The sequence below is a fragment of the Streptomyces sp. sk2.1 genome, from assembly GCF_008120935.1.
In the GTDB taxonomy this organism is placed as follows: Bacteria; Actinomycetota; Actinomycetes; order Streptomycetales; family Streptomycetaceae; genus Streptomyces.
This window is the reverse complement of record NZ_RDBO01000065.1, coordinates 235,418-252,732: the sequence shown is the minus strand read 5'-3', so window position 1 is coordinate 252,732 and position 17,315 is coordinate 235,418. Positions and strand designations below refer to the sequence as shown.

19 protein-coding genes and 1 pseudogene are annotated in these 17,315 nt (G+C 71.7%); 11 read left to right on the top strand and 9 right to left on the bottom strand.

Going from position 1 to position 17,315, the window contains the following annotated elements; genetic code table 11:
- From EAO76_RS23570 to EAO76_RS23560, 3 genes are all read right to left on the bottom strand, one after another.
- The coding region (locus EAO76_RS23570; RefSeq protein WP_399462641.1) for an electron transfer flavoprotein subunit beta/FixA family protein at positions 1 to 288 on the bottom strand (288 nt) is incomplete at its 3' end.
- A gap of 201 nt (positions 289 to 489) precedes the next feature.
- Entirely contained in the window at positions 490 to 996 is a 507-nt protein-coding gene (locus EAO76_RS23565; protein WP_148837934.1) for a flavin reductase family protein, read from the bottom strand.
- A 196-nt stretch (positions 997 to 1,192) separates the two neighbouring features.
- Positions 1,193 to 1,519 (bottom strand): thioredoxin family protein, encoded by a 327-nt coding sequence (locus tag EAO76_RS23560; RefSeq protein ID WP_148837933.1) that lies wholly within the window; start codon positions 1,517 to 1,519, stop codon positions 1,193 to 1,195.
- Between the two features lie 218 nt (positions 1,520 to 1,737).
- Here EAO76_RS23560 and EAO76_RS23555 point away from each other — a divergent pair.
- Positions 1,738 to 2,238, top strand: a pseudogene (locus tag EAO76_RS23555) (lysophospholipid acyltransferase family protein); the annotation flags it as partial.
- 8 nt (positions 2,239 to 2,246) lie between these two features.
- Here EAO76_RS23555 and EAO76_RS23550 read toward each other — a convergent pair.
- From EAO76_RS23550 to EAO76_RS23540, 3 genes are read right to left on the bottom strand one after another with little or no spacing between them, the layout of a single operon-like run.
- On the bottom strand, positions 2,247 to 3,326 hold the full coding sequence (locus tag EAO76_RS23550; RefSeq protein ID WP_148837932.1) for a low specificity L-threonine aldolase: 1,080 nt from the start codon (positions 3,324 to 3,326) through the stop codon (positions 2,247 to 2,249).
- Positions 3,305 to 4,072 carry an SDR family NAD(P)-dependent oxidoreductase gene (locus tag EAO76_RS23545; RefSeq protein ID WP_148837986.1) on the bottom strand — a complete coding sequence of 256 codons (768 nt, stop codon included), beginning with the start codon at positions 4,070 to 4,072 and terminating at the stop codon, positions 3,305 to 3,307. The genes EAO76_RS23550 and EAO76_RS23545 overlap by 22 nt, the downstream gene beginning before the upstream one ends.
- 26 nt (positions 4,073 to 4,098) lie before the next feature.
- Positions 4,099 to 5,496, bottom strand: a complete 1,398-nt coding sequence (locus tag EAO76_RS23540) for a DUF6421 family protein (RefSeq protein WP_148837931.1) — start codon at positions 5,494 to 5,496, stop codon at positions 4,099 to 4,101.
- Between the two features lie 284 nt (positions 5,497 to 5,780).
- On the opposite strand from EAO76_RS23540, the gene EAO76_RS23535 reads away from it, so the two are divergent.
- A complete protein-coding gene (locus EAO76_RS23535) occupies positions 5,781 to 6,464 on the top strand; it encodes a glycerophosphodiester phosphodiesterase family protein (RefSeq protein WP_148837930.1) in 684 nt (227 codons plus the stop codon).
- A gap of 12 nt (positions 6,465 to 6,476) precedes the next feature.
- Here the strand turns inward: EAO76_RS23535 and EAO76_RS23530 are convergent, their stop codons facing one another.
- Positions 6,477 to 7,028, bottom strand: coding sequence for a GNAT family N-acetyltransferase (locus EAO76_RS23530; RefSeq protein ID WP_148837929.1), 552 nt, complete (start codon positions 7,026 to 7,028; stop codon positions 6,477 to 6,479).
- A gap of 115 nt (positions 7,029 to 7,143) precedes the next feature.
- Here EAO76_RS23530 and EAO76_RS23525 point away from each other — a divergent pair, with 115 nt between their 5' ends.
- A complete protein-coding gene (locus EAO76_RS23525; protein WP_148837928.1) occupies positions 7,144 to 7,530 on the top strand; it encodes a VOC family protein in 387 nt (128 codons plus the stop codon).
- A 22-nt stretch (positions 7,531 to 7,552) separates the two neighbouring features.
- Here EAO76_RS23525 and EAO76_RS23520 read toward each other — a convergent pair whose 3' ends face one another.
- The gene (locus EAO76_RS23520) at positions 7,553 to 8,971 is read right to left on the bottom strand and encodes a PLP-dependent aminotransferase family protein (protein WP_148837927.1); all 1,419 of its coding nucleotides are present in this window, start codon (positions 8,969 to 8,971) and stop codon (positions 7,553 to 7,555) included.
- A 104-nt stretch (positions 8,972 to 9,075) separates the two neighbouring features.
- Between EAO76_RS23520 and EAO76_RS23515 the strand changes: the two genes are divergently transcribed.
- From EAO76_RS23515 to EAO76_RS23485, 7 genes are all read left to right on the top strand, one after another.
- Positions 9,076 to 10,329 (top strand): Tm-1-like ATP-binding domain-containing protein, encoded by a 1,254-nt coding sequence (locus EAO76_RS23515; RefSeq protein ID WP_148837926.1) that lies wholly within the window; start codon positions 9,076 to 9,078, stop codon positions 10,327 to 10,329.
- A gap of 98 nt (positions 10,330 to 10,427) precedes the next feature.
- Positions 10,428 to 11,252: a phosphoenolpyruvate hydrolase family protein gene (locus EAO76_RS23510; RefSeq protein WP_148837925.1), complete on the top strand. Its 825-nt coding sequence runs from the start codon at positions 10,428 to 10,430 to the stop codon at positions 11,250 to 11,252.
- Positions 11,253 to 11,390: 138 nt separating this feature from the next.
- Complete coding sequence (locus EAO76_RS23505; protein WP_148837924.1) at positions 11,391 to 11,987, top strand: DUF5134 domain-containing protein; 597 nt, start codon at positions 11,391 to 11,393, stop codon at positions 11,985 to 11,987.
- Between the two features lie 85 nt (positions 11,988 to 12,072).
- Positions 12,073 to 13,008: a M56 family metallopeptidase gene (locus EAO76_RS23500; protein WP_148837923.1), complete on the top strand. Its 936-nt coding sequence runs from the start codon at positions 12,073 to 12,075 to the stop codon at positions 13,006 to 13,008.
- A gap of 33 nt (positions 13,009 to 13,041) precedes the next feature.
- Complete coding sequence (locus EAO76_RS23495) at positions 13,042 to 13,755, top strand: phosphatase PAP2 family protein (protein WP_148837922.1); 714 nt, start codon at positions 13,042 to 13,044, stop codon at positions 13,753 to 13,755.
- A gap of 80 nt (positions 13,756 to 13,835) precedes the next feature.
- Positions 13,836 to 14,537, top strand: a complete 702-nt coding sequence (locus EAO76_RS23490; RefSeq protein ID WP_148837921.1) for an HAD family hydrolase — start codon at positions 13,836 to 13,838, stop codon at positions 14,535 to 14,537.
- Positions 14,538 to 14,606: 69 nt separating this feature from the next.
- Positions 14,607 to 14,786 (top strand): hypothetical protein, encoded by a 180-nt coding sequence (locus EAO76_RS23485; protein WP_148837920.1) that lies wholly within the window; start codon positions 14,607 to 14,609, stop codon positions 14,784 to 14,786.
- 182 nt (positions 14,787 to 14,968) lie between these two features.
- Here the strand turns inward: EAO76_RS23485 and EAO76_RS23480 are convergent, their stop codons facing one another.
- On the bottom strand, positions 14,969 to 16,459 hold the full coding sequence (locus EAO76_RS23480; protein WP_148837919.1) for an LVIVD repeat-containing protein: 1,491 nt from the start codon (positions 16,457 to 16,459) through the stop codon (positions 14,969 to 14,971).
- A gap of 197 nt (positions 16,460 to 16,656) precedes the next feature.
- On the opposite strand from EAO76_RS23480, the gene EAO76_RS23475 reads away from it, so the two are divergent.
- Complete coding sequence (locus EAO76_RS23475; RefSeq protein WP_262375686.1) at positions 16,657 to 17,301, top strand: DUF305 domain-containing protein; 645 nt, start codon at positions 16,657 to 16,659, stop codon at positions 17,299 to 17,301.
- Positions 17,302 to 17,315 lie beyond the last annotated feature (14 nt).

Here is a 17,315-nt window from a genome sequence, read left to right as displayed (position 1 = left end):
CGTCGTACCGTGCAGATCGTCGTCCTCGACATGCACCGCCCTGTCCGCACCCATCGACAACGCCTTGCGCAACGCGTCCCGCGCATCCTCCGGACCCACCGTCACCACGGTGACCTCCGCGTCATCCACCCCGTCCGCGATCTGCAACGCCTGCTCCACCGCGTACTCGTCGAGCTCCGACAACAGACCGTCCACATCCTCACGGTCCACCGTCAGATCATCGGCAAAACGCCGCTCACCCGTGGCATCGGGCACGTACTTCACACAGACAACGATCCTCAAGCTCACGCCGGCTCTCCTACTGCATCGTCTTTTCCGGGCTGCCTTGTTGCACGCAGCATAGGCGCCTGATGGGGCGGATTCCGGTCGGGGTGACCGGCGCTCCGAACGAAATATTACTAGCCAGTACACCCAGAGGCCCACTGATGGGCAAGCGCTCGGAGCTGTGATCTGGCCTACGCCCGGAGCCCTTGTGCCGCCTGGCCGTTCTCAGTCCCGCAGGGTGGTGAAACGGCCCTGGTGGTAGAGGAGCGGACGCCCGCCCCCGGCCGGGTCCCCGACCACGGCCTCGGCGATCACGATGTGGTGGTCGCCCGCCGGGATCCGCGCCACCACGCGGCAGACCAGCCACGCCGCCACGCCGTCGAGCACCGGCACTCCCTCGGGCCCGTTGCGCCAGAAGGTGGACGGGCCGAACCGGTCGGCGCCGCTGCGGGCGAAGGTGGCGGCCAGCTCCTGCTGGTGCTCGCCGAGTATGTGGACGCCGACGTGCTCGGCCTCGGCCACGACGGGCCAGCTGGAGGACGAGGTGCCCACGCCGAAGGAGATCAGCGGGGGTTCGGCGGCGACGGAGGTGAGGGAGGTGGCGGTGAAGCCGACCGGCCGGTCGCCCGTCGCGGTGATCACCGCGACTCCGGCGGCGTGCTGCCGGAAGACGGAGCGGAGGAGTTCGGGAGAGGCCGTGCGGGGCGTGCCGAGCTCGGGGGAAGCCGTCATGGAGATGTCCTTCTGCGAAGAGGGCGTACGGGGCCGTGGTTGCTCAGGCACCCGGACAGCGCGCGCTCGCGTTGCGGGCGAGGTCCACGTGGACCCGGCCGTGGAGAAGGATTTCAGGCGGCATAGCGTCAGACTGACGATGCACGGTGGGTGCAGTCAAGGGTGTTCCGCGATGTGGGAGATGCATCACGGTCCGTCACAACACCTGCCCCAGGGCGGCGACCACGTCGACGGTGCGCGGCTGTCCCGCGGCCCGGCGGACGATCCTGCCGTCGGCGTCGAGGACCAGGACGGTCGGTGTCCGGCTGATCCCCAGCTCCCGCACGAGAGTGAGATGCGCCTCGGCGTCGATCTCGACATGGGCCACGCCGTCCACCATGCGCGCCACCTCGGCGAGGGTGCGGCGGGTCGCCCGGCAGGGCTGGCAGAAGGCGCTGGAGAACTGCACGAGCGTGGCCCGTTCCCCCAGTTCCGCGCCGATTCGGGCCGCGTCGAGCGTGCCCCCGGTTCCCTGCCCGTCCACCTTCGACCTCCTGTCGGAACTCCCCGCAGGTGGTCAGCGCCACCGGCCGACAGGACATTCCCGTCGGTTCCACGTGACGAGAATCTCGCGCCCCGAGCCCTCTGAGACTGGCCACCGCGTCGCACATGGGGCACGATCGGCGCCATGCCGCAAACCTACGGCTGCGTAACTTCCGCCGGGAGAACCCTCCTCAGGCGCTGAAGAAGGGTCTTCCCCAGATGGCAGAGCTCGTCTATCGGCCGGTCATCGGCGCCGCCCTCACGTTTTTCAAGGCGCTTGACCTGAAGATCGACACTCAGGGTTCCGAGCACATCCCGAAGACCGGTGGCGCGGTACTGGTGAGCAATCACATCAGCTATCTGGACTTCATCTTCACCGGGCTCGCGGCTCTGCCGCAGAAGCGGCTCGTCCGCTTCATGGCGAAGGAGTCGGTCTTCCGGCACAAGGTCTCCGGGCCGCTGATGCGTGGCATGAAGCACATCCCCGTCGACCGCAAGCAGGGCGAGCACGCCTACGCCCACGCGCTCACCTCGCTGCGTTCCGGCGAGGTGGTCGGGGTGTTCCCCGAGGCGACGATCTCGGAGTCGTTCACGCTGAAGAGCTTCAAGTCGGGCGCCGCCCGGCTGGCCCAGGAGGCCGGCGTGCCGCTGATCCCGATGGCGCTGTGGGGGACGCAGCGGCTGTGGACCAAGGGCCGTCGGCCGTCCGCATGCCGGTCCGGCGGTGGCTACCTCGCCAGTTCTTCCTTCAGCGCGAGGAGGAACGCGTCGACGTCCTCCTCCGTCGTGTCGAAGGAGCACATCCAGCGCACGTCGCCGGCGGCCTCGTCCCAGAAGTAGAAGCGGAAGCGCTCCTGCAGCCGCTCGCTCACCGCGTGCGGCAGCCGGGCGAAGACCGCGTTGGCCTGGACGGGGTGGAGGATCTCGACGCCGCCCACCGCGCGCACCCCCTCCGCGAGCCGCTGGGCCATGGCGTTGGCCTGCCGGGCGTTGCGCAGCCAGAGGTCCCCGGCGAGCAGCGCCTCCAGTTGCACGGAGACGAAGCGCATCTTCGAGGCGAGCTGCATCGAGAGCTTGCGCAGGTGCTTCATCGCGCGGACGGCGTCCGGGTTCAGGACGACCACGGCCTCGCCGAAGAGCGCCCCGTTCTTCGTGCCGCCGAAGGACAGGACGTCGACGCCGACGGTGTTGGTGAACGTGCGCATCGGCACGTCCAGGGACGCCGCGGCGTTGGCTATCCGGGCCCCGTCCAGGTGGACCTTCATGCCGTGTGCGTGGGCGTGGTCGCAGATGGCGCGGATCTCGTCGGGGGTGTAGACCGTGCCCAGCTCGGTGTTCTGGGTGATCGACACGACCTGCGGCATGGCCCGGTGCTCGTCGTCCCAGCCGTACGCCTGCCGGTCGATGAGCTCGGGCGTGAGCTTGCCGTCCGGGGTGGGCACGGTGAGGAGCTTGAGGCCGCCCACCCGTTCCGGGGCGCCGCACTCGTCCACGTGGATGTGGGCGGACTCGGCACAGATCACCGCGCCCCAGCGGTCGGTCATCGCCTGGAGGGCGACGACGTTGGCGCCGGTCCCGTTGAAGACCGGGAAGGCTTCGGCGGTGGGGCCGAAGTGGCTGTGCATGACGCGCTGGAGATGGTCGGTGTAGGCGTCCTCGCCGTAGGCGATCTGGTGACCGCCGTTGGCGAGGGCGATGGCCGCGAGGATCTCCGGGTGCGTGCCCGCGTAGTTGTCGCTGGCGAAGCCGCGTACCCGCGGGTCGTGGTGACGTCGCGCGTCGGTCCTTACGGTTGTGGGGTCAGCCACAGGCGCTTTCCGTTCACTTCCGGGGCGGGCCGGTCCCAGACGCCGGCGATGGCATCGGCCAGGTCCTCGACGTCGGTGAAGCCCGCGAATTTCGCATTCGGGCGCTCGGCGCGCATGGCGTCGTGCACCAGTGCCTTGATGATCAGGATCGCAGCCGCCGTCCTGGGCCCCTCCTCGCCCCCCGCCTTGCGGAACGCGTCCGCGAGGGCGAGGGTCCACGCCTCGGCGGCCGCCTTCGACGCGGCGTAGGCGGCGTTCCCGGCGGTGGGCTTGCTCGCCCCGGCCGCGCTGATCAGCACATAGCGGCCCCGGTCGCTGCGCTGCAGCCCCTCCTGGAAGGCCAGCGAGGTGTGCTGGACCGTGCGGATCAGCAGCTTCTCCAGCAGGTTCCAGTCGGCGAGGTCGGTCTCGGCGAAGGTCTTGCTGCCGCGCCAACCGCCGACGAGGTGGACCAGTCCGTCGATCCGGCCGAATTCCTTCTCGGTCTTGTCCGCCCATTCCCGGGTGGCCCCGAGGTCGAGCAGGTCGACGGTGTCGCCGGTGACGGTGGCGCCGCCGTGGGCGTAGCGCGCCGCGTCGACCGCCTCGGCCAGGCGGGTGGCGTCCGCGTCGGAGGCGACGACGGTCGCACCGGCCTCGGCGAGCCTCAGCAGGGTGGCCCGGCCGGCCGGTCCCGCGGCCCCGGCGACCGCGACCACGGCCCCTTCGAGAGCACCGCTCCCGTTGCCCTTGCCGTTTGCGTTCATGGCCACCGCCTCCTCGGATCCGGCGCTCACGCGGCTGCCTTCTCGGCGTCCGCGGCAGTGATCCCCTTGGTGGAGGCGATCACGTTCTTCAGCTTCTTGGCGAGCGCCTCATAGAACATGCTCAGGGGAAACTCGTCCGGAAGCACATCGTCGACGAGCTTACGCGGCGGCTGCGACAGGTCCAGCGCCTCGGGGCCCCTGGCCCAGCGGGAGCCGGGGTGCGGGGCGAGGTAGGTGGAGACCAGGTCGTACGCGGCGAACCAGTGGACGAGCTTGGGGCGGTCGATGCCGTCGCGGTAGAGCTTCTCGATCTCGCCGCAGAGCTGGTTGGTGATCTGCGGGGCACGGTCCCAGTCGATCCGCAGCTTGTTGTCGGTCCAGCGGATCACGTCGTGCTTGTGGAGGTACGCGAAGAGCAGCTGGCCGCCGAGGCCGTCGTAGTTGCGGACGCGCTCGCCGGTGACGGGGAAGCGGAACATCCGGTCGAACAGCACGGCGTACTGCACGTCGCGGCCCTGGGCGAAGCCGTCGGCCTCCAGCTTCACGGCCTCCTTGAAGGCAGTGAGGTCGCAGCGCAGCTCCTCGAGGCCGTACATCCAGAACGGCTGGCGCTGCTTGATCATGAAGGGGTCGAACGGCAGGTCGCCGTGGCTGTGCGTCCGGTCGTGGACCATGTCCCAGAGCACGAAGGCCTGCTCGCAGCGCTGCTGGTCGCCGACCATCTCCTTGATGTCCTCGGGCAGTTCGACGCCGAGCAGCTCGACCGACGCCTCGGTGACCCGGCGGAAGCGGGCGGCCTCGCGGTCGCAGAAGATGCCGCCCCAGCTGAAGCGCTCGGGGGCCTCGCGCACGGCGATGGTCTCCGGGAAGAGCACGGCGGAGTTGGTGTCGTAACCCGAGGTGAAGTCCTCGAAGGTGATGCCGCAGAACAGCGGGTTGTCGTAGCGGGTCGCTTCGAGCTCGGCCAGCCACTCGGGCCAGACCATCCGCAGGACGACCGCTTCGAGGTTGCGGTCCGGGTTGCCGTTCTGCGTGTACATCGCGAAGACGACCAGGTGCTGGAGCCCGTCGGCGCGGTCCGCGGCCGGCTGGAAGGCGAGCAGCGAGTCGAGGAAGTCCGGCACGCCGAAGCCGTCCGCGGCCCAGCGGCGCAGGTCCTCGACGAGGGCGTGGTGGTAGGCGGCGTCGTGCGGCAGCAGCGGGGACAGCTCCTCGACCGCGGAGATCACCCGGTCCAGGGTCGCCCGGGCGGCGTCCGGGGTGGGCGCGCCCTCGGCCTCGAAGTCGATGGAACCGTCCTTCGACTGCCAGGGGCGGATCTCCTCCACGGCATTCTTGAGCGTCGGCCAGGCGGGGTGTTCGACCACCCGCTGATCCGTAGCTATGTCACCCGTGGTGACGTCCTGCACAAGAATTTCCGTCATAACACTTCCTCCACGGGAGAACCTCGCGTCAAGCAACCGTATACATGTGCGGTTGCTAAGGACAAGTGGACCATCAGTAAATTATCCTGCCGCACCCCCATGGTCACCGCGATTCTTCCTGCCTAAAACCGTGTCAGCGATGGCTTCCGTCGGTCATGTCCCTCCTCCGGCCCTGAGCGGGCCGGACCGCCCGTGCCGGGTTCCCGCCCGCTGCGCCGTGATGCCCCGGCGCCTCGTGGGTAGGAGTCGCACGCGCAGAAGGCCGTCGACGGAAGCGGGTTGCCTTGTCTTTTCTCACCATCGGTCACCGCGGGGTGATGGGCGTGGAGCCGGAGAACACGCTCCGCTCGTTCGTCCGCGCGGAGCGGGCCGGGATGGACGCCATCGAACTGGACCTTCATCTGAGCAAGGACGGCGCGCTGGCCGTCATGCACGACGCCGAGGTCGACCGCACGACCGACGGCACCGGACCGATCGCCCTGAAGACCCTGTCCGAGCTGCGTGCGCTCGACGCCGGGCGGGGCGAGCGCGTACCGGTCTTCGAGGAGGTGCTCGACGCCGTGCGCTCGCCCCTGCAGGCGGAGATCAAGGACGCGGACGCGGCCCGGGTCCTGGCCGGGGTGATGCTGCGGCGCGGGCTCGTCGACCGGGTCGAGGTGTCGTCGTTCCACGACGGGGCGGTCGCCGAGATCGCCCGGCTGGTGCCGGGCGTGCGGACCGTGCTCATCGCGAGCCGCTGGGACGGCGACGTGGTGGAGCGGGCGAAGGCGGTGGGGGCGGCGACCCTGGCCCTGAACATCCGCCGCCTCACCCTGGAGGTGGTCGAGCGGGCGCACGCCGAGGGGCTGAAGGTCATCGGCTGGGTGGTGAACACCCAGGACCACCTGCGGCTGGCCCGCGCCCTGCGGCTGGACGGCGCGACCACCGACTACCCGGAGATCCGCCGCGCCGGCCGCTTCACCGCATGAGGACGGGTCCGGTCAGACCAGGTCCTTGACCAACAGTTCGAACCGGAGGTCGTCGCGCTGCGGGATGCCGAAGCGCTCGTCGCCGTACGGGAAGGGGGTGAGCCTTCCCGTACGGCGGTATCCGCGCCGCTCGTACCAGGCGATCAGCTCGTCGCGCACCGAGATCACGGTCATGTGCATCTCGGCCGCTCCCCAGTCCTCCCGGACCACGCGCTCGGCCTCGGCGATGATCACCTTGCCGAGCCCCTCCCCCTGCAGCTCGGGGCGGACCGCGAACATCCCGAAGTAGGCGGCCTCGCCCCGGTGTTCGAGCTGGCAGCAGGCGACGAGGGCGCCGTCGCGCTCCACCACGAGCAGTCGGCTGCCGGGGGCCTCGACGACCTGGCGGACCCCGTCCGGGTCCGTCCGCCGCCCCTGGAGGATGTCCGCCTCGGTGGTCCATCCGACCCGACTGGAGTCGCCGCGGTACGCCGACTCGATCAGCGTCACGAGCGCGGGCACATCCGTGTCGTCCGCGTCGCGGAAGGTCAGTTGTCCCGGGTCCTGGGCAGGGGCTGTGTCCATGGCGATGGCTCTCCGAATTCTCTGCTGTGGCCGTGCCGGAGCAGGGTAACCCCGTGCCGCGGCCCGGCGGGCGGCGTCCGTCGCGGGACGGGCGGGCCGCCCCTAGGCTCGGAACATGGTCCATGTGCTGAGCAGTCGGATCCTGTTGCGTCCGGTCGACCCCGAGCGGTCCCGGGGCTTCTACGGGGAGGCCCTCGGGCTGCCCGTCTACCGGGAGTTCGGTACGGGCCCCGAGCGGGGCACGGTCTACTTCCTCGGCGGTGGCTTCCTGGAGGTCTCCGGGCGGGCCGCCGAACCACCGGTGCCCGGTCTCGAACTGTGGTTGCAGGTCGCGGACGTGCGGGCGGCCCACGAGGACCTGTCGGCCCGCGGCGTCGAGGTGCCGCGGCCGCCGGTGCGCGAGCCGTGGGGACTGGTGGAGATGTGGATCCGTGACCCGGACGGGCACCGGATCGTCGTGGTGGAGGTACCGGCGGACCATCCGCTGCGCCACCGGCCCTGAGCCCTCGCGGCCGGTGGGCCGCTCAGTGCGTGGTGCGGCTGCGTTCCGCGCAGTCGGCCAGCAGCGGCAGGGCCCGTTCCAGGCCGCCGTCGTGATCGGCGAACGGGAGGCGCAGGTGGTGCCGGAAGCCGTCCACGGCGGAGAACGCGGGGCCGGGGACGATGAGCACGCCCGCGCGGCGGGCCAGCTGGGCGGTGGCCTCGGCGTCCGCCCAGGGGATCTCCACCCAGAGGGCGGAGCCTCCCACGGGCCGTTCCCACCGCCAGCCGGTCCCCCGGTCGCGCAGCAGCCGTTCGGTCTCCGCCAGTCGTTCGCGCAGCCGGGAGCGGCGCAGGGCGCGGGCCTCGGGCAGTTGCCGGAGCAGCTTCACGGCCACCATCTGGTCCACCACCGGGCAGGCCAGGTCGACGGACCGCTTGATGTCCGCCAGGCGCCGGATGACGGTGGTGGAGGCGCGGATCCAGCCCAGTCGCAGGCCGCCCCAGAAGAGCTTGGACAGCGTGCCGACGGTGGCCGTCGCGGCGGGCGGCAGCAGCCCGGCGAGGGAGACCGGTGCGGCGTCGTGGTGCAGGGACAGTTCCGCGTAGGCGTTGTCCTCCACGGTGTACAGGCCCTGTTCGGCCAGTACGGCGGCCCAGGTGCGGCGGGTGTGCTCGGTCATGCCGCGCCCGGTGGGGTTGTGGACGGCCGGCTGCAGATAGACCAGGCGGGGGCGGACGTGGCGGGCCAGCCGGGCCAGGGCGGCGGCGTTGTCACCGGGAGTGGTGTCCGCGGGCAGCGGGACCAGCCGGGCGCCGCGGGCCCGTAGCGCCTCCAGGGCGCCCCGGTAGGTCGGGTCCTCCACGATCACCGTGTCGCCCGGTTCGACCAGCCCCTGGGTGATCAGCCAGACGGCCTGCTGGGACCCGGCGGTCACCAGGATCTGCTCCGGGGAGGTCGGCAGGCCCGCGGCCCGGTGGTAGTCGGCGATCCCCTCGCGCAGCTCGGGCAGCCCGTACGGCAGGTATCCGTCACCGGTCAGCGCCGCGGAGAGGTCGTGGGCCGACAGGTCGCCGACCGCCTCCGCGACGGCGGGCAGGCCGTCCAGCGCGCCGCTGGACAGGTCGATGCCGCCGTCCCGGGTCGCGAAGCTGGCCAGCCGTCCCTCGGTCACGGGTTCGCCCATCGTCCCGGAGCCCCGCAGCCGGGAGCCGCTGCCCTGCCGGCTCTCCAGCCAGCCCTCGGCCTCCAGCATCCCGAACGCGGCGGTCACGGTGCTGCGGCTGATCCCCAGGGCCGAGGCGAGGGCGCGCTGCGAGGGGAGCAGGGTGCCCGGCGCCACGTCCCCGCGCTGGGCCAGCTCGCGCAGCGCCTGTGCCAGCAGCTGCGGCAGGGGGCCGGGGCCGCCCCTGGACCATCCGGTCAGCAGGCGCGACAGGCGGGTGGGAGGAATCCGGTCCATGACCCCATCATGGCCCGCCCCAGGCCAATTGCCGTCAAGTGGTCTTTGCCGCCCTCCGGTGCCCGTCCCATGATCGGGGGAACGCCGTTGCAAAGGAGCAGAACATGGCGACCGTGGTGCTCGTCGGGACGCTGGACACCAAGGGGACGGAGTACGCGTGGCTCTCGGAGCGGCTGCGCGCGTCGGGGTGCGACGTGGTGCTGGTCGACGCCGGGGTGCTGCCCCCGCCCGCGGGCACCCCCTCGGCCGATGTCGACGCCGCGACCGTCGCCCGCCGCGCCGGGTACGACCTGGAGGCGCTGCGTGCCGCCGGGGACCGGGGCGCCGCGGTGACCGCCATGGCCCGGGGCGTCGAGCTGGTCGTCGGCGACCTGCACCGCGAGGGGCGGCTGCACGCGGTGCTGGCGGTGGCCGGCAGCGGCGGATCGTTCATCGCCGCCCGGGCGATGCGGTCCCTGCCCGTCGGCGTCCCGAAGGTGCTGGTGTCCACCATGGCCGGCGGGGACGTGTCGCCGTACGTGGGCAGCAGCGACATCACCATGATGTACAGCGTCGTCGACGTGGCGGGCATCAACTCCGTGTCGTCCCGGATCCTGGGCAACGCGGTGGCCGCGGCGGCGGGCATGGCCGTCCACCACGAGCGGAGCCTGAACGAGCCGCAGGACCACGGGCGCCCGCTGATCGGCGCCACCATGTTCGGCGTCACCACCCCCGCGGTCGACGCCGCGCGGCAGCGCCTGGACGAGCTCGGCTACGAGGTCCTGGTCTTCCACGCCACCGGTGCGGGCGGCCGGGCGCTGGAGAAGCTCGCCGCGGGCGGCTTCCTGGCCGGCGTACTGGACCTGACCACCACCGAACTCGCGGACGACCTGGTCGGCGGCGTGCTGAGCGCGGGCCCCGACCGGCTCACCGCGGCGGGCCTGGCCGGTCTCCCGCAGGTCGTCGCGCCCGGCGCGCTGGACATGGTCAACTTCGGTGCCCGGGAGACCGTCCCCGAACGCTTCGCCGAGCGGCACCTCCTCGTGCACAACCCCACCGTCACGCTGATGCGCACCACCGCCGAGGAGATGGCGGAGCTCGGCGGGTCCATGGGGCGGAAGCTGGCCACGGCGCAGGGCCCGACGGCGGTCCTGTGGCCGCTGGGCGGCGTCTCCGCCGTGGACGCCCCGGGCGGCCCCTTCCACGATCCGCAGGCCGACGCGGCCGGGCTGGCGGGCCTGCGCATCGCCCTGCGCGGCAGCGCCGTCGAACTGCGCGAGCTCGACGCCCACGTGAACGACCCGGTGTTCGCCGTCGCCGCCGCCGACCACCTGCACCGCCTGATCGGCGCCCACGGGCGCCCGGCCGCATCCGCCTGAGCGGAGCGGACCCCCGATACCGAGCGGACGCCGACGGCCCGGCCGTCCGCACCGGGCGGCACACCCCGCCCGCACCACGACCGAACAGGAGCCCCACCGTGAACCGAAACCAAGCCCTGGCCCGCCTGACCAGGCAGATCCACTCCGGCAAGGCCGTCATCGGCGCGGGCGCGGGCACCGGACTGTCCGCCAAGTGCGCGGAGGCCGGCGGCGTCGACCTGCTGATCATCTACAACTCCGGCCGTTACCGGATGGCCGGCCGGGGCTCGCTGGCGGGCCTGCTGCCCTACGGCGACGCCAACGCCATCGTGCTCGACATGGCGGGCGAGGTCCTCCCCGTGGTGCGGGACGTCCCGGTGCTCGCCGGAGTGTGCGGCACCGACCCGTTCCGGATCATGGGCAACTTCCTCGACCAGTTGAAGGCCGTCGGCTTCACCGGTGTGCAGAACTTCCCCACGGTCGGCCTGTACGACGGGAAGTTCCGCGAGAACCTGGAGGAGACCGGCATGGGCTTCGGGCTGGAGGTCGACATGATCCGCCAGGCCCACGAACGCGATCTGCTCACCGCGCCGTACGTCTTCGACGCCGAGCAGGCCACCGAGATGGCGCGGGCCGGTGCGGACGTCCTCGTGCCGCACGTCGGGCTGACCACCAAGGGGTCCATAGGCGCCTCGACCGCGCTCACCCTCGACGAGGCCGCCGCCGCCGTGCAGGAGATGCACGACGCCGCCAAGCTCGTCAATCCCCACATCGTCGTGCTCTGCCACGGCGGCCCGATCGCCGAGCCCGAGGACGCCCGCTACATCCTGGAGCACACCTCCGGCATCGCCGGGTTCTTCGGCGCCTCGTCCATGGAACGGCTGCCGACGGAGCGCGCCATCACCGAGCAGGCACGCGCCTTCAAGTCGCTCACGGTCGGCTGAGCGAGGCACGGGAGCACACGGCGCGGCGGTGAACACCACCTCCGCGCGCTCCCGTGCACCCCAGTGCGCCGCGTACGGCGTTCCCCGGCCGGGCATCGACCAGGGGGACCACGTCGTACGTCCAGGGGGAGGTGCGCTGTGCACGGACCGGCGGTGTCGGGATGGCTGCTGATGGCGCTGTGCGCGCTGACGGGCGCGTACTGCCTGCTGCGCACCCGCAGCGAGACCGGCGAGGGGCTCAGGACGGCGCGTGCGGAGGCGCTGATGGGCTTCGGCATGGCCGCCATGGCGGTGCCCGCGGCCGTCGTGCCGCCGCCCGAGTGGGGATGGGCGGTGTACGCGGTGCTGTTCGGCGCGGCGTCGTTGCGCGCGTTGTGGTTCTCCCGGCGCAGCGGGCACCACCTGCACCATCTGGTGGGTTCGGCGGCGATGGTCTACATGGCGTTGACGATGGCGCCCGGCGGGGCGGCGGCGCAGGGCGGGCACGGAGGGCACGCGGGCCACGGCGCGGCGGCCACGGCCGGCGGAATCCCTTTGCTGACCGGGCTGTTGCTGGCCTACTACGCGGTGTACGTGGTGCGGTCGGGGGCCCGGCTGATACCCGTGGCCGCCGCGGCGGGCGCGGGCGACGGCGGCGGTCCGGCGAAGGGCGGACGGGGAGCGCGGCCCGAGCTGGCGCTCGCCTGCCGGCTGGCGATGGGGACGGCCATGTTCGCGATGCTGCTCGCTCTGTGAGACGTGGGACGCGGCAAACCGTGGCGTACGTCACTTGCCGTGCACAGCCATACCCGTGGGTACCGCGCCCTCATAGGCTGACGCCATGTTGGTCTCCCTGGTGCTGCTGTCGCTCGGTGCACTGGCTGCCGTCCTGACCCCGCGACTGATGGCGCGGGCCCGGTGGCCGGAGCGCGAGCCCGTGGTGGCGCTGTGGGTGTGGCAGTGCGTGGTGGCCGGGGTGCTGCTCTCCTTCGGGCTCTCCATGACGTTCAGCGCGGCGGCGGCCTGGCAGGCCGTGCGCGGCCATGTCTTCGCGCCGGCGCCCCGGGCCGTGGTGGACGCGTACGCCCTGGGCGGGCACGGGCAGTGGTCCGCCGTCATGGCCGTGCTGCTGGCGCTCGGCGGGGTGTGGTCCGCGGTGATGCTGGCCCGGGAGATCCACCGGGCCCAGGCGCGTCGCAGGCAGCGCCGTGCCGAACTGCGGCTGCGGGCCCCGTTGCTGCCCGGCGAGGAGCCCGGCAGCGGCCGTCTCGTCGTGCTGGAGGGGAAGCGTCCGGACGCCTGGTGGCTGCCGGGTGCCGCGCCCCAGCTGGTCATCACCACTGCGGCGCTCAGTCGCCTGAAAGGTCGTCAGCTCGATGCGGTGCTGGCGCACGAGCAGGGGCACGCGAAGGCGCGGCACGACTGGTTGCTGCACTGCTCCGGCGCGCTCGCGACCGGGTTTCCGCAGGTGCCGGTGTTCGCGGCCTTCCGGGACGAGATGCACCGGCTGGTCGAACTGGCCGCGGACGACGTGGCGTCGCGGCGTTTCGGACGGCTGACGGTCGCGCTCGCCCTGGTGGAACTCAACGAGGACCGGGGCGTGTTCGGCCCCGGCCCCGCGCCGGACGCCGACCTTCCGCTGCGGGTGAACCGTCTGCTGGCCCCGATGGAGCGGCTCACGGCCGGTCGCCGGCTCCGGCTGACCGCGGCGGCCACGCTGGTGCCGGCGGTTCCGCTGCTGGTGGCCTTCCTTCCGGGACTCAGCGCCCTGGGATAGCACCGGACGCCGTTCTTCCGCGAAGATCGCCCCATGTCGACGGCAACCCCGACGCCCGCCCGGTCCACCGGGACGCGTCCTCGTGTCACACCCTTCTCGGTCGGCGCGGTCTGCGCGGTCCTCGGCCTGGCGCTGCTGGTCCTCGTCGCCGCACGGTGGTCACCGCTGATGGCGGCGGACCGTGCGGTCGCGACCCCGCTGCACCGCAGAGCGGTGACCGAACCCGGGTTCGTCCACGTGAACCGGATCCTCAGCGACTGGGTGTGGGACCCGTGGACGATGCGTGTCCTGATCGCGGTGGCCGTGGTGGCGCTGTGGTGGCGCGGGGCGCGGCTGCTCGCGGGCTGGGTGGCGGTGACGAGCCTGCTGTCCACGCTGCTCCAGCAGGGGCTGAAGGCCGCGGTCGGCCGGGAGCGGCCCCAGTGGCCCGACCCGGTGGACAGCGCCCACTACGCGGCGTTCCCGTCCGGTCACGCGATGACCGCGACGGTGAGCTGCGGCCTGCTGCTCTGGCTGCTGCACCGGCACGGCGCGGGGGCCGGACCGTGGTGGACGGCACTGGTGGTGGCCTCCGTCTCGGTGATCGGGGTGGGGCTCACCCGGCTCTACCTCGGTGTGCACTGGATGAGCGACGTACTGGGCGGGTGGCTGCTGGGGGCGGCCCTGGTGGGGTTCTCGATCGCCGGGTTCGTACGCCATGAGCGCCGCGGACGCGCCGTTCCCGAGCACGGGCCGCACCGCTCCTGAGTCCGTGCCGCACGGACTCGGGGGCGGCACCCCCGGGCCCGTCTTGTCGCGCCGCTCCCCGACCGGGGAGGATCGCCTCCATGCAGATCAAGGGTGTGCTCTTCGACTTCTCCGGAACCCTCTTCCGCATCGAGTCGGTCCGGTCCTGGTTGCGCGCGGTCCTCGTGGAGCGGGAGGTGACGGTGGACGGGGCCGACTTCGAGCGGTACGCGCGGGAGCTGGAGGCCGCCGGAGCGCTGCCGGGCGGCCCGTCCCCCCGGCACGTCCCCGCCGGACTCGCCGCCGTGTGGGCCGCCCGCGACGAGAGCGCGGAACTGCACCGGGAGGCGTACACGGCGCTGGCCCGGCAGGTGGACCTGCCGGATCCGGGACTGTACGACGCGCTGTACGAGCGGCACAGGTCGCCCGACGCCTGGCGGCCCTACCCGGACGCCGCGGAGGTGCTCGGCGCGCTGAGTGCCGCCGGGGTCCGGATCGGCGTGGTCAGCAACATCGGCTGGGACCTGCGGCCGGTCTTCCGGGCGCACGGGCTGGACGCCCCGGTCGACGCGTACGTCCTGTCGTACGAGCACGGCGTCCAGAAGCCGGATCCACGACTCTTCCACACCGCCTGCACACTTCTCGGACTGGATCCGACGGATGTGGTGATGGTCGGCGACGACCGGCACGCGGACGGCGGGGCGGCGGCGCTGGGCTGTGACGTACGCTTCGTGCGGCATCTGCCGGTGGAGGAGCGGCCCGACGGACTGCGGACGCTCGAACTGGTACCGGGCGTTGCCTGACGAACATGTGAGAGATGTCCCTGACGCCCAATGGGTCGGATCATCACATCGTGGCCTTAGCCTGTATGTATGTCCCGTTCTCCGTGCTCCTCCGATTCCACGCGTACCGCCGCCGTGGTGAACGAAGAAATTCGCGACCTGTGGCAGCGCTCGGGCGGCTGCCTGTCCCCGGAGGACGAGGAGCAGTACCAGCGGTTGCTGGTGGAGTGGGCCGCGGCGACCCACGGAAGCACCCGGTCCGCCGCCTGACCCCGCCCTTCCGGCGGCGACGGCGTACGGCCCCGGCCGCGCCCGGCTCCTCCCGGCAGCCCCGCACCGCCCCGCGGTGACCATCGGCGTGCCGCCGGGCGGAAGCACCCCGCGGCACGCCTCGGTCACGCGGTGGAACCGTCCGGTTCCTCCGGGCCGACCGGCCGGCCCGTGGCCGTCGGTCAGCGGTCGAAGTAGTCCGGCTGCGTCTGGACGTTGAGTTCGTCCAGCCGCACCCGCTTCGCCGGGTCGGTACGCCGGTCGTCGATCTTCAGGACGTCGAGGCCCTTGGCGATGTCGTTGGAGTAGATGTAGCCGTTGTAGTAGTACGCCGACCAGGGGCCGGCCGTGGTGACGGCGTCCGTGGTGACGGGGCCGCGCTCGAAGTAGCCGATCTCCTTCGGCCTGGACGAGTCGGTGAAGTCCCACACCGAGACTCCGCCCTGGTACCAGGCCTGGACCATCAGGTCGCGGCCCTTGACCGGGATGATCGAACCGTTGTGGGCGACGCAGACCTCGGTGTCGGCCTGAGGGCGGTCGATCTTGAAGTAGCTGCGGAAGACCAGCTTGCGGTGGTCTCCCCTGCCGACGATGTCGTAGATCCCGTTGGCGCCCCGATCCGGGCCGACCTCGTCGTTGCAGGTGGCCGCGCCACCGCCGCCGAGCTCATCGGTGAAGACGACCTTGTCCGTCTTCTGGTTGAACGTCGCCGAGTGCCAGAACGCGAAGTTCACGTTGTCCTGCACCCGGTCGATGATCCTCGGGTTCTCCGGGTCCTCGATGGAGAACAGCAGGCCGTCCCCCATGCAGGCACCGGCGGCCAGGTCCTTCGAGGGCAGCACGGTGATGTCGTGGCAGCCGGTGGTCCTGGAGACGCCCGGGTTGGTCGGGGCACCCGGGTTGCCGCCGTCCGGGAAGAGCACCGGGAAGTTCACGACCGCGGCCTTCTCGGGCGCGCTGCGCGGCACCTTGATGACGGAGATCCCGTCGTGCGGGGGCCGGCAGTCCGGGAACGCCTCGCTCGGCGAGTACGAGGAGACGTACACGTACACGTTCCTGCGTTCGGGCACCAGGGTGTGGGTGTGCGAGCCGCAGGCGGTCTCGACCGCGGCGACGTACTTCGGGTTGCGCTTGTCGCTGATGTCGAAGACCTTCATGCCCTCCCAGGAGGACTTCTCCGTGGCGGGCTGGGTGGTGCTGGTGCAGGAGTCGTCGCTGCGCGAGGAGTCGGTGGACAGGAAGAGCAGGTCGCCCGAGACCGAGATGTCGTTCTGCGAGCCGGGGCAGAGGACCTGCGAGACCGTCCTCGGGGACTTCGGGTTGCTGATGTCGAAGATCCGGAAGCCGTCGTAGTTCCCGGCGTAGGCGTACTTCCCCTGGAAGGCCAGGTCCGTGTTCAGCCCCTTGAGCGCGTCCTTGGGGACGTTGGCGAGGTGGGTGATGTTGCCGCTGTGGATCACCTCGTCCACGCCGGGTATCTCGCCGTTCCTGATCGCGGCCTCGGCCTCGGCCTGCTGGGCGGTGGAGGCATCGGTGCGGGCCGTGGACGTGTCACCGGGGTCGGGCGAGGCGGCCGCGGGCCCGGCCGTCAGCAGAGTGGCCAGCAGGCCGGCGGCGGCCGCCACCACACCCAGGCGTCTGCGCCGCGCCGGGTTCGTACGCAACGAAATCACTTGCGTCCTCCCATGTGTCCAAACGTAGTTGAACGGTTCACGGTCCCCGGCAGTATGGTCCTTCCCGCGATGATCCCGACAGATGGCGACGGAGACGTGCCGAAAGTTTCCGGTCGCCGCCACGAGGAAGCGTGTCAGCACGGCCACAACCGACCCATGGGGCAATGGAGGTCCACTTGTTGATCCGCCGTCAGACCATGTGTGCACGCAGGTCCGCGCTCGTCGCGGTCGTCCTGTCCGCGGCCCTGGCCCTGAGCGCGTGCGACGCGGACGGCGGCGGGGACCGGGCCGCCGGGGCGGGCGGGGGCCCTTCGGTGGTGGCGCCGGGGAAGCCGGGCGAGCCCGCCCGGACCCTGTCCGCGCAGGAGGCCGCCAAGGCCGCCGGGAACGACCGGGCGAACTCCGCCGACTTCCGCTACGCGCAGATGATGATCCAGCACCACGCCCAGGCACTGGAGATGACCGGTCTCGTCCCCGCCCGCGCCGAATCCACCGCGGTCGAACGGCTGGCCGAACGCATCGCGGCGGGCCAGAAGCCGGAGATCGGCGCCATGGAGGGATGGCTCACGCACAACGGCGGCAAGAAGCGCGAAACCGCCCACGACCACGCGGCGATGCCCGGCATGGCCACCCCCGCCCAGTTGGAGCGGTTGCGCGGGGCGAAGGGCACCGCCTTCGACGAACTCTTCCTGAAGCTGATGATCACCCACCACCAGGGGGCGGTCACGATGGCGACCGAGGTCCTCTCGGAGGGGAACGACGTGCAGATCGAGGAGATGGCCGGGGACGTCGTCGCACAGCAGACGGTGGAGATCAACAGGATGCGCGCCATGGCGCCCTGACCGGGGACGCGGGG